General features: G+C 56.9%; 11 protein-coding genes. 5 read left to right on the top strand and 6 right to left on the bottom strand.

What is annotated here, in order from left to right; genetic code table 11:
- Positions 1–22 precede the first annotated feature (22 nt).
- From CIK76_RS18300 to CIK76_RS18290, 3 genes are read right to left on the bottom strand one after another with little or no spacing between them, the layout of a single operon-like run.
- A complete protein-coding gene (locus CIK76_RS18300; RefSeq protein WP_096289129.1) occupies positions 23–3355 on the bottom strand; it encodes an ATP-binding protein in 3333 nt (1110 codons plus the stop codon).
- A gap of 3 nt (positions 3356–3358) precedes the next feature.
- Positions 3359–4045, bottom strand: coding sequence for a DUF4194 domain-containing protein (locus CIK76_RS18295; protein ID WP_096289126.1), 687 nt, complete (start codon positions 4043–4045; stop codon positions 3359–3361).
- Positions 4042–5502 (bottom strand): DUF3375 domain-containing protein, encoded by a 1461-nt coding sequence (locus tag CIK76_RS18290; protein WP_096289273.1) that lies wholly within the window; start codon positions 5500–5502, stop codon positions 4042–4044. Before CIK76_RS18290 ends, CIK76_RS18295 begins: the two co-directional genes overlap by 4 nt.
- Positions 5503–5727: 225 nt before the next feature.
- On the opposite strand from CIK76_RS18290, the gene CIK76_RS18285 reads away from it, so the two are divergent.
- Complete coding sequence (locus tag CIK76_RS18285) at positions 5728–6993, top strand: polysaccharide deacetylase (protein WP_096289124.1); 1266 nt, start codon at positions 5728–5730, stop codon at positions 6991–6993.
- Positions 6994–7024: 31 nt separating this feature from the next.
- Here the strand turns inward: CIK76_RS18285 and CIK76_RS18280 are convergent, their stop codons facing one another.
- Both CIK76_RS18280 and CIK76_RS18275 read right to left on the bottom strand, forming a co-directional pair.
- Entirely contained in the window at positions 7025–10348 is a 3324-nt protein-coding gene (locus CIK76_RS18280; RefSeq protein ID WP_255248541.1) for a bifunctional RecB family nuclease/DEAD/DEAH box helicase, read from the bottom strand.
- A 212-nt stretch (positions 10349–10560) separates the two neighbouring features.
- Positions 10561–10875, bottom strand: coding sequence for a hypothetical protein (locus CIK76_RS18275; RefSeq protein ID WP_096289120.1), 315 nt, complete (start codon positions 10873–10875; stop codon positions 10561–10563).
- Between the two features lie 124 nt (positions 10876–10999).
- Between CIK76_RS18275 and CIK76_RS18270 the strand changes: the two genes are divergently transcribed.
- A complete protein-coding gene (locus CIK76_RS18270) occupies positions 11000–11758 on the top strand; it encodes a M50 family metallopeptidase (protein ID WP_176484312.1) in 759 nt (252 codons plus the stop codon).
- Here the strand turns inward: CIK76_RS18270 and CIK76_RS18265 are convergent.
- Entirely contained in the window at positions 11726–12838 is a 1113-nt protein-coding gene (locus CIK76_RS18265) for a YihY/virulence factor BrkB family protein (RefSeq protein WP_255248547.1), read from the bottom strand. The genes CIK76_RS18270 and CIK76_RS18265 overlap by 33 nt on opposite strands.
- Before the next feature lie 210 nt (positions 12839–13048).
- On the opposite strand from CIK76_RS18265, the gene CIK76_RS19195 reads away from it, so the two are divergent.
- The 3 genes from CIK76_RS19195 (at position 13049) to CIK76_RS18255 (ending at position 15736) form a co-directional block, all read left to right on the top strand.
- Entirely contained in the window at positions 13049–13264 is a 216-nt protein-coding gene (locus CIK76_RS19195; protein ID WP_141393623.1) for a hypothetical protein, read from the top strand.
- 210 nt (positions 13265–13474) lie between these two features.
- On the top strand, positions 13475–14206 hold the full coding sequence (locus CIK76_RS18260) for a transglycosylase family protein (RefSeq protein ID WP_096289114.1): 732 nt from the start codon (positions 13475–13477) through the stop codon (positions 14204–14206).
- Between the two features lie 192 nt (positions 14207–14398).
- On the top strand, positions 14399–15736 hold the full coding sequence (locus CIK76_RS18255; RefSeq protein ID WP_255248540.1) for a CoA transferase: 1338 nt from the start codon (positions 14399–14401) through the stop codon (positions 15734–15736).
- Positions 15737–15739 lie beyond the last annotated feature (3 nt).

The raw sequence follows: 15739 nt of genomic DNA, 5'->3' as shown, positions 1-15739 counted from the left end.
TGCTGCCTGTTGTCTTGCCGCGCTAACCACGCAGCGTAATGGTGGTGGCCAGCGCCGGGGAGCGACCAGTAGTGACGAAGCCGGAGATATTAGATCCCGGATGCTTGATGATATCGATAATGGAACCCAGGTGGTGGCTCAAATCGATCTTGTCTTCCGGCGCCGCCAGAACCAGATGGAAACCGAACTCCTGCAGCGCACGGATGCCAGCTGCCGCATATTCGGAGTTCGCTTGGATGAACGCTTCGTCAATCATCACGGTGCCGTAGGAAGTGAAACCCGCCGAGGCAAAGCCCAACTGATAGGCCAGGGCTGCGCCCATGATGAAGGACGTGAAGCGCTGGCCCTCACCACCGGATAGCGTGCCAGGTTCCAGGCCGGTCTCCACCTCTCCGTTCGGCTTGTGCTCATTGCAGCTAATCACCACGTGTTGCCGAACATCCAGCACGGTAGACCGCCAGGCGTTCAAGCCTGGATCGCTCAGTGCGGAAACTAGGGCTTCAAGTGCCTGGTAGGACTTCGCCAGGGTACTTTCTTCCTTGGTGGTGTAGGCGTCATTTAATGCCGCCTTCAGTTCCTTGCGGAAGGTTCCAGCCTCAACGGGAATCGAGTTTTCAACTTCCAACCGCAGCATCGAGCCATGTTCGAAGGTGACATCGGCAAGGATCTGGTTTAGCGGTTTGATTCGCTCGGAAATCATCCGGCGTTCCTCGTCAAGCAGCTGCAACAGGTCGCTGAAGCGTTCGTAGGAACGGTTGGCAAAGTACTCGCGGAACTGTGCTTCGTGGTGGGGCAATCCGTCTGCAACGATCTGACCATGCAGTTTGGCATAGTGCTCGGCGGCTTCCGGAGTTGTTCCGTGCGTCTGCGCGTGCGAGGTACCGAATTCTCGGGCAAAGCGTTTGAAGGTGTCGCTTAGCGCCCCACCTACTTCATGGCGTTGCGAGGAGAAATCGTTGAGCTGGCCGCCTAGCTGCACCTTGACCTCGGCGAAGGCTTCGCCAATGGAATCTACTGGCGGGCAATCGCCCGCAGCCACCTGTTCCAAAATCGGGCCAAGGATCGCATGGTGACGCAGATGAGTAGGGACAGCGGAGACCCAGTTGCCGTTTGCATCCTCACCTTCGGTGGTTGCGAGCACTTTCTGCGCACGTTCGTTCTGTAGCTCTAGATCATCAATACGCGAGCGCACCAACGCGAGGTCGCCAACCAACTGCTCAGAATCTGCCTTTGCGTTTTCGATCTGCTGGCGAATTTTCGAAGAATCGCCCGAAAGCACCAGTGCGTCGCCGAGCTTCTGCTCGCTGCGACGCAGGGAATCTAGCGCAGCTGAAGCATCTAGCTGGGCAAAATTGCGTTCGTCGGCAACGATGGCCGCAAGCAGCTGAGACTTCGCAACGACTTGGTTTTTTGCTGCCGTCCGTTCATCGGCGGCATCCTGGGCTTTTAGGATCTGTTCCTTGAGGCGTTCGGCTTTGTTCTGCAATTCCGAAATTTTGGATTCGTTGGTGAAACCAAGCAGATAATCAGAGGCCGGGACGCTGCGGGTATCGCGTTCAAAGCTACCCGCACCGGATTTGATGGTTCCTGCGGGAGTGATGGCCTTGGGATGCACATGCATCGCCGCGTCATTCTCCACACAGGCCAGCGGATAATCGGCGGTGATCTTGGTGCGCAGCCAGGTTCCCGCTTCACCTGAAGCAAAGTCGAGTTTGCTGACCAAATCGGCCGGTCCGGCTTCTGCTTCGCGTGGTTTGACCGACGTATCGACCCAACGTACTCGACCCAATCCGTCGAGTTCGTCAATTGCGTGCGTTACCTGGGTGAGGAATTCGCCTGGCACCAAAATGGTGCGAGCCAGCGAGCGCAATGCCTTTTCGGCAGCCAGCCGCCAGATGGCCGAGTCAGCGGCCACATCCATCAGTTCGCCAGCGAAGGGCAACTGCTCTTCGCTCAAGGAACAAGCCGATGCGATGGCTCTGCGTGCTGCCACTGAACGGTCATCGATATTCGTGCCACGGCGCTGGTAGGAACGAATCTGCTCGTCCAATGCTTCTGCACGCTTGCGCAGCGCCATCAGCGAGGCCATGGCCTCGTACTCAACCGTCTGCGCATCTTTGGTGATGGAAGCCAGCTGTTGCATGGTCCGGGCGGCATTCCCGCGCAGCTCATCGAGCCCGGTGGCGCTGAACTCGAAGTTCAAGCCGGCAGCGGTCGCCTGTTCCTGCAACGCGCGTAACGCGGATTCCTTTTCCGAAAGTGCCTTGCGTGCCGCATCCGCCTCACGCTCTAGTAGCATCAGCGAGGCTGAACCAGCGGAATCGTGGGCCGCCGCGAGCGACTGAAGCTGGCCCTCGGTCCGGCTCTTGCGCGCCAGAATGTCAGCTTCTTGTTCCTTGAGCTCGGCTAGTTCGCGTTGATGACGGTGCAAGTCGTTGCGCAGAATATGCTGGCGGACCTTGGCATCGAGTTGCTGCAGATCGCTATTGAGCAGCTGTTCGGTCTCGCCGATGCGTTGGGCGAGCGTTCGATAAACCTGATCCTGCTCTGGAACCTGGGCCAGCACATCGCGCTGTGCGCGCGCCGTATCCAATTGACGGTAGATGCCGCGCAGATGGGCGAAGTCCTCCACCGCCGCCGCTGCCGCTTTCAGCGTGGTGGGTTCTTCCAACACCTCGTGACGGAAAAACTGGTTGACACCCTTCGCCAACCCTTTGCCGTTTTGCAAGGTGCGAAGCAAGGCAAAAGCCTTGTCGCTTTCCACCCCAAGGCGGCGGCGGACACGTTCGATGAAGGCCTTGTGCGTATCAAATGCCTCGGTTGGTTCCAAAGACTTGGACAGCGAAGACACGGTAAAACGTCGTGGCCCATGATGTTCAAGCTCCGCAATATCCAGCGCGCCTTCACTGAGCAGATAATGCTTGGACACCTGATTCTCTAACCCTGCGTCTGGCAGGTCGAAAACCGCGCCAATGCTGACGGTGTTGCCCAGGCCATCCTCGTAGCCCAGCAAGATGGCGCTCCATGTAGCGCCGGGGCGCTGATAGACGGTGCCCGAGCTGGTCTTGAACTTGCGGCCACGCAGGTAGGAGAAGGTGGTGCGGCGATCGGCGCGAGTTGCGGCATCGTTTGCAGACTCGTTGAGCTTGGGGGTCGCAAAGAAGATGTGCCCCATGGCATCAAACAAGGTCGACTTACCCACGCCGGGGTGTCCGGTGACCAGCGTTCCAGCGCGATCAATTTCAAGGTTGTGCAGGCCGTGGAAAGTGCCCCAGTTAACGATCTGGATCCGGCAGAGCCGATGCTGTCCCGGGTTGAGGGCGCCACCGAGCGGGAGGGTCATTTCTATACTCATCGGCTACTCCTGCACCAGGTCGGTTGAATCCAGGGACAGTTCTTCGGAAGTGTCGGCGGACAGATTCAGCGTCGATTCGTTTGCATCGATCGCAGCGATATATTGGGGAATATCTTCGATTCGTGAAATGGGCAGGGCCATCGCTAGGGCCGGAGAAATCCTGAATTCGTCGGCTAATTCCGTGCCGGTGAGCAAGCGCAGGGAATTCAGCCGGGCAATTGCCGCGTCACAGGATTCGGCAAAGCGTTTGTCATCGCGATCGGAGGGACTACGATGTTCGGCCAAGATCTCATGCATGGCGCTTCGTGAAAGGACTGCGTCGGTTCCGGTGCCGGAATGCTGTTCCAGCAGTAGGCGCAGGCGTAGCGCGAGCAAGGTTTCGTCGCGCTTCAAGGCGCGGCGCGGGGCAATCGGAGAGGTGTGCACCTGATCGATTTGCGCTGGAGTAAGCATCGCAATTTTTCGATCCGTGTCCATGGAGATGGTCAGAAAAATTTCCGAAACATAGGCTCCTACTACTTCCTGCTGGTCTAGCAATAGCTGCCAAGCCGCCGGGTCGGTTGACCCATCGAGGTAGGGGCCGCGTAGCAAACGTACTAGTAATTGCCGCAGCTCCAATGAGAAGTTGCCGCGGTCTCCCTCAAAGAGCGATTCGGTGATGGGTGCAGCATATGAATTTGTGCTGGTCATAGCGGCTCCTTCGTGAAAGTTAGGGCGGGAAGAATTGCTGTACGTTCAGAACCATCAATCTGCCGGAAGGTGATGGTCATCAAATCCGTTTCACTCAGTGATTCGCCGTTGGTCCGGCCTATTTCGATCAAGGCACGCACGGTATTCAGATGGCGGTGCTCTTCGGGCAGATCATTGAAAATTTCATCGAGCGGGAGCCGATCCTCTGAGCGGTGGCCAAGCTTGCTTGTTACCGACTCACGGAGGAAAGCCATATTCGCTTGCGGAGTGGATGGGGTGCGCACGATATCGGAGGCGCTGTAGTCCGGTGCTGCCGCCAACGGCGGCGGGGCCACATGCTCGGACGGGTCAAAGATGCCTAGGCCAGCAAGCGTCATGAACTGTGGGGCGAAAAGTTCAAGCGGAGCCAAAGCACTGCGTGGCCTGAGCGTCACAGACTTCACGATCGCCGCTTCAGCACTACGTACCGCCTGGCGCAGAAGCTGTGCTTGTTGGTAGTCCTCAGACTGAACAAAGGCATGCAGCGATTCGGAGAGCTTTCCGTACGAAGTATGGACTTCTGCTGCCTGACGTCGGAGCTCACGAAGCAAATTGGTCAGAATCTGGCGTTCCGGAGTATCGAGGTCGTCCACGAAGTTGCGTTCTAGGACTTCAGAAAGTGCGGCGCGGAAACGCTGTTGCGCGTCTGGAGAGTTGAGGAACTCCGTGAAGCCCCGGAAGGTCTCGCCCTCGGCGGTTGAACGGAGCTGGCGGTCGGCTTCTAAGACTTGGCCTACCGCAACGCCTTTTGCCGTAGACGCGTCCAAGATGCCTTCCCGTAGGGAATGCAACATCTCCTGAACCCCGTCGCGCATTAGGCGGAAGTCGGCAGGAAGGCTCGAAGCCAAGTCAAGCACCGAGCGAGTCGCGGACAGCGCGGTGGCACGCGAAAGCACCGCAGGAGCATCACCGGTGCGCAGTTCATTGATCTGCGCTTGCCGCATGGCAATCTGTGACTCCAAGGCACGAATACGCGCTTCAGGGTCTGGATCTGTCTCGTGGGCTAAGGACTCCAGCGAGGACAGCAAGGTATTCAAGCGAGAAGAGTTCAGGTGCGAGTCGTCAGCCGAAAAATCTGCGAGGAAACGCAGGGTACGCAAGGTCTGTGCGCTCGGTTCGTAGACGAAACGCCCGTCGATCAGGGGACGGGCCAAGATTCCCTGCTTGACCCAGACCTCGGCGAAGTCTTGGGCGGAATACGTTTGGGGAATCTGTTCGTCGCTGGTGCGAGCGAGCTTCAAGAACGAATCCAATGAAGCATGGAAAAGTTCTAGGGCTACACGTGGCTTGTCCGCAGTAAATTCTGATCGGATAAAGGCAACAGCCCAAGGCTGCGCGGTAAGAAGCCGATATGCTGCCGAACTCCTGAACTGCTGGGACTGAAGCCACAAGCTGTTCGCGCGATGCGAGGGCTGCATGTACATCCTTGATCTTTCGACGCCTAACCTATCAATTCTAAGCCATCGAGCCTGAAGGTTCATGTGAGAAATTGTGAAGTGAAAAGTGTTGCCAAGTTGTTGCCCGGCCGACTGCGTCCAAGGGTACAAACCCCAGATAAGTATGTGTAAGGTCGGAAACAAGGTGATGGCAAGGAGAAATCGTAGCGTCCATGGGGATAGCCGCTACGAGGAGAGAGATGCGAAGTGAAGCACATCAAGATCGCGGTAGTGGCCACAGTCGTCTTGGCATTGGCCGGTTGTAGTGACCAAGTCGACCCTGAAATAGCTGCTAGTAGCGCGTCTCAAGCAGCCGTAGAGGCTCAAAAGGCTGCAGATGAAGCTGCACGCGAAGAAGGCGTCCTTGCCCAGATCAATCGACTTGCCGACGGGTACGACTACAACGCCGCCATCAAACTGGCGGAGGAAGACCCTAGCGCCAAACTCAACGACTTGGTTCGGGGTCTCGAATCTGAAAAGAAGGGCACCTCTGCGTGGGAACACCCCGACCAGATTCCGCACTTATTCTTCCACTCGCTCGTTGTTGATCCGAAGCGCGCCTTCGATAAAGACAATAGGGCACAGGGCTACCGGGACTATATGGTGACGCAAAAGGAATTTGAAGCGATCCTCCAAGAGCTGCACAGCCGTGATTTCGTGCTGGTCAACCCTGCTGACTTCGCCGGTCTCGATAAGAAGAAAAATATGAGCTACCGGGAAATTATGCTTCCGGCCGGGAAAAAACCCATCGTCTTATCCCTTGATGACCTGAGCTACTACGAATATATGGAAGGCGATGGTTTCGCCGACCGGCTGGTGCTCGATAAGAAGGGCAACGTCCGAAACGAATATGTAGACGGTGACGGTAAGAAGCATGTGGGCGCGTACGACGTGACCACAGTGCTCGATGACTTTGTAGCCGAGCATCCGGATTTTTCCTACCGGGATGCTCGCGGGATCATCGCCATGACCGGCTATAACGGTGTATTCGGCTACCGGACTTCGCAAAGCCAATATCCGGATAGTAAGAATCTTAAAAAGGACCGGGAAGAAGCAACCAAAATCGCCGAGGCGATGAAAAAGGAAGGGTGGGTCTTCGCCTCTCATTCATGGGGTCATATCGCAACCGGAACCGTGAGCCTGGGCCGTTTCAAACGTGACATGAAGCTGTGGAAGGACGAAGTCGAACCAATCCTGGGCGAAACCGATCAGTTCATTTACCCTTTTGGCTCAGATATCGCTCGCACCGGGTCATACTCGGGTGCACGATTTGAGCTGTTGAAGAAGGAAGGGTTTATGTACTTCTACGGTGTAGACGGCACCATCACCGCATGGATGCAGCAACGCGATGATTACCAGCGGCAGATGCGAATAAACGTCGATGGCCTGCAATTCGACAAAGAGCAACGCGGGGATCGGCCCGTGCTGAAGTCCTTCTTTGACGTAGCAGAAGTTATCGATTCGGCGCGGTGAAAGACGCGCCGAATCGATGGACGGCCAATGGTTAAAGCGCCATGAAAGCACCGAGTTGCGACAATGCGGCGGGATTCGATGGCAGGAAGTCGGTGAGTCGCTCGCTACGCACGATCACCGCTTTCCACTGGCCTCGGGAGATGGCCACGTTGATGCGATTTCGGTTCAACAGGAAATCGATACCTCGTGAAGCATCGTCGGCACTTGAACAGGCCATTGTCACCAGTACCACTGGTGCTTCTTGACCCTGGAATTTGTCCACCGTGCCGACCTTCACCCCGGAAAGCTGTTCCCCGTCAAGGATCTCGCGCACCAGATTCACCTGGGCGTTGTAGGCGGCCACGACAAGAATGTCTGCTTCGGCCAGTACCCGCGGTTCCTTCCCGCCACCCGGATTCCACAGCATTCCCAGATGCTCGCGGACTAGCCCCGCAATGGTTGAGGCTTCTTCGGCACTGCTGGTCGTGTTCCCACGGTGCTGCACGATGCGGGTCTCAACGCCAGGGGCTGTTCCTCTCAGTTCGCGGAGCCCCGCGGCCTTCGCGGAGAACAACTTGTGGTCGTAGCTCAACGCCGAGACTTTTTCGCAAAGCTGCGGGTGCATGCGCCATGATGTTGCAAGGAAGTAGCCCAATTCCTCCGGTAGTACCGGGCGACCTTCGGATAGCCAACCCAATGCTGATTCATCCACAGGCTGGGGATGAGAACCCTGGGTTACCTGCGGTAACTGTTGCGGATCTCCGAGCAGCAGAAGGTTACGTGCTGCCCGTGAAACGGCCAAGGTGTTAGCCAGCGAAAACTGTCCGGCTTCGTCGATGACCAATAAATCCAAACTCGCGGCCGGGATCCGTTTGCCGGTCATCGTCCACGCGGTGCCGCCAACTAGCGCACCGTCTGCAGAGCGGATCGCATCGTCAATCGCCGCGGCGCTGATACCAGTCCACGGCACCGGGTCCTTGTGCTTGACTTCCTTCGCAACCTGATCGGGGTGCACGCCTGCTTCGATGGCCTTGCGCAAAACGTTTTCAACTACCGCGTGAGATTGGGCGACGACTCCAATCTTCCAGCCGTCCTTAACCAATTCGTGAATCACATGCGAAGCGACAAAGGTCTTGCCGGTGCCCGGAGGGCCCTGAACAGCAAGATAAGAATGATCCAGGTCCTTCAGGGCTTCCACCAAGGCAGGATAAACTTGGGCGTTACCGTCCACTATTGCTGGGGCGGTCGGGGTAGCTAGAGTTTTCAACCGCGGTGGAATTCGACGCAGAATATCTATGCCAGGCTGTTGCGGTAGCTCCGGGACAATGGCACCGACCTCTTGGGCGATCTGTGCCAATGCTTCGTCAATGCTTTTGGTGGCTATTGGCTGGCCTGGGGTGAGCGCGACGGGGAAAGACCCGTATTCGGAGACTTTCCCACTGGTCTTTTCTGCGATGGCAATCCATCCTTCGCCAACCTCGACCACCGTGGCGTTGAAAGCTCCGCCGCGAAGCGCGTCGTCGCCTGCTTCCATGCCTTCGGGCAGGGGTGCGGCAAACATGGCAAAGACCCCGGTGCCCGGGCTGAGCAGTGATCCTTCGGCCAGAGTTCCGTAAAGCTTGGTGACTCTGGTCAACGTCCGGGCGCGTTCGGTTGCTTTATGCCAATCTTCAAGTAGCTCTGCGGAGTCCACCGTGAAGATGCCGCGTACCTCGGACCAATCGTCCATAGGTGCGGAGAGCCGGTCGAAATGCTCCCACCAGAACTGCTTTCTCTCGCGGCGATTGTAGCCAGTGGCCGCCGCGACCATGGCGATTGCCCGGTCATCGTCACTCAGTGCTTGGTTGTGCGGGAGCCCGGCCAAATATTCTTGGAGCCGTAGCTCTTCTTCGGTGGGCTCATATTCGTCGGGGACTTCGTCCAAAAGCTCTACATCAGGATGCCTTTGTGGCTGGAAGTCTACGAGCGACAAGAGCCAATCGCGCAAGCGAAGCGTCGACAGGCAATCGTATTCATTGTAGTCAGCGATTGATTCGAGAATCTGCGCTGCCTGCGCATCAGCACCGGAGGCCAGCGCAGATACATAGTGGGCATAGGCGACCACGGAAGCACCCGCATCGGTGACATCACCGGAGCGCAGATGCTCTTTCATATATAGCGGTTCAAGCTTCTTGATTGAATACGAACGGGTGGACACCACCAACGAGTTTCGTACCGTTTCATAGAGATCAATGAGTAGATTGTCGCGGAGCCACTGGTCGACTTCGTCTTCTCCTGCAATATGAACCTGTGAGAGTTTACGTAGTGCACTTTTTTCATAGGCCGCGTAGTGGTAGATCTTCATGTTCGGGAAGCGCTGACGGCGCGCTTGCACGTACTCAATAAAGTCCAAGAAGGCTTGTCGTTCTTCGGCGCGGCTGTGTGCCCAAAAGGGGCGGAATACCGGTGCTCCAGTATCATTTTCAATGACCCCGAATAGGTATTCCAATCCCCACGAGTTATCGACGGGTTCCTGATATAGCGGGTCGCCTTCGAAGTCGAAGAATATGTCACCTTGGTCGGGGTTGGGCAGCGTCGATATCGTTTGCGACGACTTCACCCGGTAGGACACCCCCTGCTCGGTACCGTCCACCTGTCCCAAACCCAATTGCATTCTTGCTTGATCGACCGTGCGGGCCAGCGAGGTGCCTTCCTTGGCGTTCGTTGCGGCAAGCTGGTCGATAGTGAAGATTCCTTGTCGACGAAGCTTCTCACGTTGCACCATGGACATATTGGCTACCAGCAGCACATCGCGTGTGATGCTCACCTGCTCCGCGCAGAAATCACAACGGCCACAAATGCGTATTGTGTCCGAATCCCAGAGCACCGGGCCATTGGCTGCGGAGTGCTCACCGACCATCTTGATAAATCGTTCGCGCTGAGCGCGGAACACCGGGAGGATCTCGTCGATTCGGTGCACCGAGTGAGTACCGTCGCCAAGAACCAATGTTGTTTGTGGGTGTACGGCTATGTTTTCGGCTTGCAGTTGGTCTGCGTAGGCGGCAACTTGAAGCAATGCGGAAACCCTGGCATGCCTTGCGAGTTTGGTGTCCCAAACAGCCCAGCTGCCGTCGGGCTGGCGAACCAAGAAATCGGCGAATCCGATAAAAGAGCCGTCAAAGAACGTAGCTTGGAAGATGACGTCCGCACCGCTGCGAAGCGTTTGGATGGTTTCGCGGTGCGCTGCGTGCAAGGACGCAGCATTGTGTTCGGGTCTTGTGAGGAGCTGTTTGACGCCGGTGCCGGACTGCGGGTCGTAGTCACCGTATTGCTCAATTAGTTCCGCAAGCACGTTTCGTTCGTGGACGTCTCCGAGCTCCGCGGTTCTTACAAGCATTTCGTCGGTAGCCGACTCGGTCTTTCCCCGGCGCCCGAGTTTTACATCCAGCAGGCACAACGATTGAAAATGACAGTCGACTGCGACCGCAAGGTCACTAGCCGAAAAGACGAACTGATCACCAAAGAAGAACACGGGGGCGGTGCCTTTCGCAGACTGGGTGGTTACCTAGTCAACGTAGCACTCTGCCCCGACCAATTGATGTCCGTTGCCTAGTCTTGCGAAGGCTTCGTCGCGCCGCCGACAACTAGCGAAAGAACACCCACCGCGGCGGTGACCGTGTTGACCGCTGGCCAAGCTCCGATTTTCTTTGACAATGGGTGCGATGCACCGAAAGCAGTGAGGTATGCGCCGACCAAGGCAATTGCCTTGGCTGTTCCGGCATCCTTTTTCCAGATGAAGAATGCCCCGGTACCGGCTGCTGCCAACACCACCGCGGCAAGTGGGCGCTTCTTGGTGATGCGACCCGTGGCGTATCCGCCAGTCAATCCGGTGACGGCAATGGCGGTAGAAGCTAAGCGAGACAAGGAAACCTCCAGAAAACGACAACAGTATGCTGCCGTTAATCGTATTGCTCTCACCTGTGACCATCCCCAGAAGTTGGTGCATGGTCGAAGTGGCAATTCGGGGAATGCGCTAGGGATTGAAAGAATGAGAGAAATCGACGATCGAAATGCATCTGGAGCGAACATGATTGTAGATCTCAATGGAGCTTGGGCTCGGCTATGGGAATCGCAACCTGTTGATCTCGTCTCCGGGCAATGGACAATCCTATTAGTCCTTGTCCTTGGGCTGGTACTTCCACGCCCGGTATGGCGAATTACCGGAATGTATTCCACTCTGGTCCATGAGCTAGGACATGTAATCAGTGCGCTGTTCACCGGGCGCTTCGTCACTGGGCTCCGCCTCGGCTGGGACCACTCCGGCGAAGTTGTCAGCCGTGGTCGGGGAAAGGTCTCGATCATTATTTCTGGGATCTTTGGCTATCCCGCGCCACTTCTAGTCTCGGCTGCATTATTGTGGGCCACTGCCGCCGGCTATGCCGGCAGAGCCTTGGGCATATACGCGTTGTTCTTTGTGCTTGCCTTAGTTTTCGTGCGTAACTGGCCAGCATTTGTCGTGTGCAGCGCGAGCGCTTTGGTTGCTCTCGGAGTCGTTTTCTTTGCACCGTCCAGTGCTTACATATATTTGGCCTTGCTCCTTGGCGGATTCCTGCTTTGCTCGGGAATCCGTGATTACCTCAAGGTCTTGGCAGTTCATACTTGGCGGCGCCGTGACATTGAGCAATCCGATGCTTACCTGATTGCCCGCGCCACCGGGACCTTTGCCACGCTTTGGCTGTTGGTCATCATGGCGTTGGGCGGAGCCGGCATATTCTTAGGAGTCCAGAGTCTTCTTCGGCTGTTTTAGCTTTTTAGTCGCACGGCTACGCGACACCAGCCAAGCCGTGGCAGCCGCAATGCCAACCGGCAGCCACTTTGTTTTGCGCTTGGTCCGTCCGGCCGGGTCAATTTCCATATCTTGTAATGGATCTCCGCCATGATTGATGCGAATCTCCTGGGCTCGGACTAAGTCCTTGTAAACCGCAAGTTGTTCGCGAGCCACCATGGTGTTGTCGCGCAAGGGAAGATGCACCTCAGCTGCTGAGGCAAGGCCGGTTCGTAGTTGGCGCAGACGGGTAAATTCAATGTCTACCAATGCCCCGATAATGAGTGCGATATTGCTGATCCAGCAGGCCAGAACGAGAACAATGACGCCGCCAATCGCTCCGTATGTGGCCGAGTAGCTTGCAAATTTTGCGAGGTAGACGGTGAATCCCACTGCGGAAAGGCCAAGAACTATCAGAGCCGTAAATGTTCCTGGGGAAAACCAATGGAACTTTACGCGTCTAACGTTCGGGGTGAAGTGGTACAACAAGGCAAGAACCAGCAGGATCATCACAAATAGGGCTGGCGGTTTGGCGATGTTCAGCAGCAGCACGAAGCTGTCGCCGAGTCCGAAAAGATTTCCCATGGCCCGTGCGATCGAACCGGACGTTACCAGCAGTGCCAAAGAAATCACGGCCACGACCATGATCAGCACGGTGATGGCAAACATTTGCGGGCGTCTCTTCCATTGTGGACGACCTTCGCGTACACCGAAAAGCCGGTTCATTTGCCGGCTGAATGCGGTCACGTATCCGGAGGTGCTCCACAGGGCACCGAGGGAACCAATCAAAATGGCCCAAAATGTGCCCTTGGCTGAGCTCGCGAGGCCGGTGAGTAGCTGCTCAGCGGTTTCGACTAGTTGCTGGGCGTCGCCGGTTTGCTGTCCGCTAGCAGCGAGGCTTTGGCGAATCAGATCCATAATCCATTGAGTGCTACTTTCGCTTGCTCCAACCAGCGAAAGCAAAGAGATCAGTGCCAGCAGTCCGGGGAACATCGCTAGAACCATATAGTAGGAAAGGGAAGCGGCTCCGTCTAGCCCGTCGATTCGGAAGAATTCTCGCATCGCCCGGGGATAGCAGCTCAAGGCCTCCCTGACTCGTTCCTTGGTCAGTCGGTCGCTAAATGCCATCGGGTTCCCTTATCTGCCGTTTTGCAGAAACACTACTTGTTATTCCGAGTCCCACACTACCTAAATACCGTGCGGTGAGGCGGCAGTTAGAAGTGGATCGAAGTTTCCCAATCAGCGGCTCGGGAGGCAAGGAGGTGGCGAACGGTGAGGAAACAAACTTTCTCGTTAGTGCACCATCGGGCAGTGAACCTAGGTGGAGGACACAGCGAGAAAACGGTGAAAGCTGTATCACAAAAGCACAAGCAAGATCCACTTAGAAAAGATAACAACTTCGGCGGTGGATTCGAAGAAATCGCCCAAAAAAGGGATCGTCGAAAAAATTTCTTTGGCCGTTTTGACCTGTATTTACGGGGTTTCTGAAAGAATCCTGAGTTGCGTAGGGTGCGGGGTCGTGCGCTATGGTCATTTATAACGTTTCGATAACACTCGCAGTGTTATGGGGAAACACCTACTGCCGGGACTTCCAAACCGCTCACCAGGGCAGTACTTCAAAAAAAGTCGAAATGCGACGCAGAGCGGTGCACAGGGATGGCCTAGGAAGGCCTGAGCGTGGAAGGGCACTGGAGAGTCATGATCCAGCAGAAGACCAAAAACATCATTCGTCGCGGTGGAGCCACCTTGGCCGCCGTAGCAGTAGCAAGCACCGCAGTCGTCGCCTCGACCGTGCCGGCTTCCGCGGCTAGCAGCTGGGACAAGCTTGCACAGTGTGAATCCGGTGGCAACTGGTCCATCAACACCGGCAACGGTTACTACGGTGGCTTGCAGTTCTCGCTTCAGACTTGGAAGGCATTCGGCGGCAGTGGCATGCCTAACCAGGCTTCGAAGGCCGAGCAGATTCGTATCGCCACCAAGGTCCAGGCCGGACAGGGTTGGGGTGCGTGGCCAGCTTGCTCGGCGAAGCTTGGGCTGAGCGGCACGCCATCGGGCAACTCGGCTCCGGAAGCTCCAAAGAAGCAGGCTCCAAAGCAGCAGGCAGCGCCAAAGCAGCAGGCAGCGCCTAAGCAGCAGACCACCAAGAAGGCTGCGCCTTCGCAGTCGTTGGAGCGCACCGGTAGCTCCAAGAAGGTCACGCAGCCAAGCGCTGGCAAGCACGTTGAAGCGGCACCTCAGGCACCAGTTTTCAACATCAAGGTTACCGACTCGGGCAAGGACTACACCGTAAAGTCCGGCGATACTCTTGCGAAGATTGCTGACAGCTTGGGCGTCAAGGACTGGCGTGGATTGTTCGTGCTGAACGACGATCAGTTGAATGACCCAGATCTGATCATGGTTGGTCAGACCCTGAACGTACCAGCGAACTAATTTCGCTTTTGGTCTTGAGCTCGTGCCATTACCCAGCTGGGTAATGGCACGAGCTCAAGGTGTTTAACCCTGCGTCTGCAGGGCAGGCACCGCGGTATCCGCAGCATTTGCCTGTGATTGAGCGCAATGGCACGCTAGCCACATGCCTAAAAGTCAGTTCACGCGGGGATGAGTACCTCCCAGCTCCGAGGTGTGCCTTCACTCGATGCCGAATTTGCCCAGTGTGGGCTGCTTCCAGCTCTGCGTGCAAAGAACTGGAGTGGGCCCCGGCGGTGGTGGGGTGGGCCTTTGGACGTTGAGGGGCTAACGATTGCCTCCACCGAATTATGTGCCGCGGCGGTTAATCAGCTGACCGGCAGCCAAGATTTGTTCACCATCGATGCTCGCAGGGCTGCCGCCGCCTTTGCTTCCACGAAACACTTGCGCATCGCTGGGCAACGAAGAGATGCGTTCGATGCCTGTTCTGGGTTCTATCAAACGAGCGACGGCTGGATACGCACGCACGCGAATTATCCGCATCACCGTCGCGCCCTGCTCCAAGCCTTGAGGATTGACCGCCCCGAACGGCTCGCTGAGTCTCTTCTGATGGTTGAAGCCGGCGACGTCGTCGAACTGATCACCGCCTGCGGAGGGATCGCGGCAGAGGTTCGAACGCGCGCGCAATGGCAAGCTACGGCAATGGGGCAAGCGGCTGCCGCCGGACCTTGGGTCGAGTTCGCGATGAGCGAGGTGTCGCAGGGCCGATTGTGGAAATATTCTCAAGACTTAGTCAAGCCGCTTCGAGGGCTACGCGTCCTGGACTTCACCCGGGTCATAGCGGGACCCACTTCCTCGCGTACCCTAGCGATGTTGGGTGCCGACGTCCTACGTGTCGATCCTCCGCAAATGCCCGAACTGCAGGGCCAGTACATAGAAACCGGATTCGGAAAGCGAAGCACGGAAATTGACCTGCGCGATCTGCGGCAGGCAAACACCGTGCATGAGCTGTTGAGCGAAGCAGACGTGGTTTTACTCGGGTACCGTCCCGGTGCTTTAGCGGCGCACGAATTGCGGACTCAGCAGCTACGCGAACGCTATCCGAATCTAATCATCGTCGAGTTGTGCGCATGGGGTGACACCGGCCCCTACGCAAAGCGTCGTGGCTTCGACAGCATCGTACAAGCCGCATGCGGTATCGCGGATATCTACCGGGACGCCGAGGGCAGACCGGGCGCATTGCCGGTGCAGGCGCTGGATCATGCAACCGGATACGGGATGGCTGCGGCCGTGGTGTCCTTGGCGGCTGCGCGAAGAACCCAGGGAATGACCGGCCACGCGAGATTCTCGCTGGTTCGCACGGCTACGGCACTGCTGGAGCAGCCCTTGCCAACTGCGGACATTGAACCGCTGGGTCAACCCGCAGTGCGCAAGATCAACAGTACGTTCGGAGAACTGACCTATGCCCCGCCAGCTCTATCGTGTGGAGGCCTGGCACTTGATTATGCAGGGCCGCCGGCTCCCTACGGCACAGATGAGCCCGTCTGGCGCTAATCG

The organism is Glutamicibacter sp. BW80 (genome assembly GCF_002332385.1).
Lineage (GTDB): Bacteria > Actinomycetota > Actinomycetes > Actinomycetales > Micrococcaceae > Glutamicibacter.
Note: the sequence above shows the minus strand (reverse complement) of the source record. Positions and strands in the feature narration are given on the sequence as shown.

Bases quoted from the DNA above. Each gene is read 5' to 3' on its own strand.
- CIK76_RS18265 (WP_255248547.1), bottom strand. From the start codon at position 12,838: ATGCGAGAATTCTTCCGAATCGACGGGCTAGACGGAGCCGCTTCCCTT.
- CIK76_RS18270 (WP_176484312.1), top strand. From the start codon at position 11,000: ATGAGAGAAATCGACGATCGAAATGCATCTGGAGCGAACATGATTGTA.
- CIK76_RS18300 (WP_096289129.1), bottom strand. From the start codon at position 3,355: ATGAGTATAGAAATGACCCTCCCGCTCGGTGGCGCCCTCAACCCGGGA.
- CIK76_RS18295 (WP_096289126.1), bottom strand. From the start codon at position 4,045: ATGACCAGCACAAATTCATATGCTGCACCCATCACCGAATCGCTCTTT.
- CIK76_RS18260 (WP_096289114.1), top strand. From the start codon at position 13,475: ATGATCCAGCAGAAGACCAAAAACATCATTCGTCGCGGTGGAGCCACC.
- CIK76_RS18280 (WP_255248541.1), bottom strand. From the start codon at position 10,348: ATGCTTGTAAGAACCGCGGAGCTCGGAGACGTCCACGAACGAAACGTG.
- CIK76_RS18290 (WP_096289273.1), bottom strand. From the start codon at position 5,502: ATGCAGCCCTCGCATCGCGCGAACAGCTTGTGGCTTCAGTCCCAGCAG.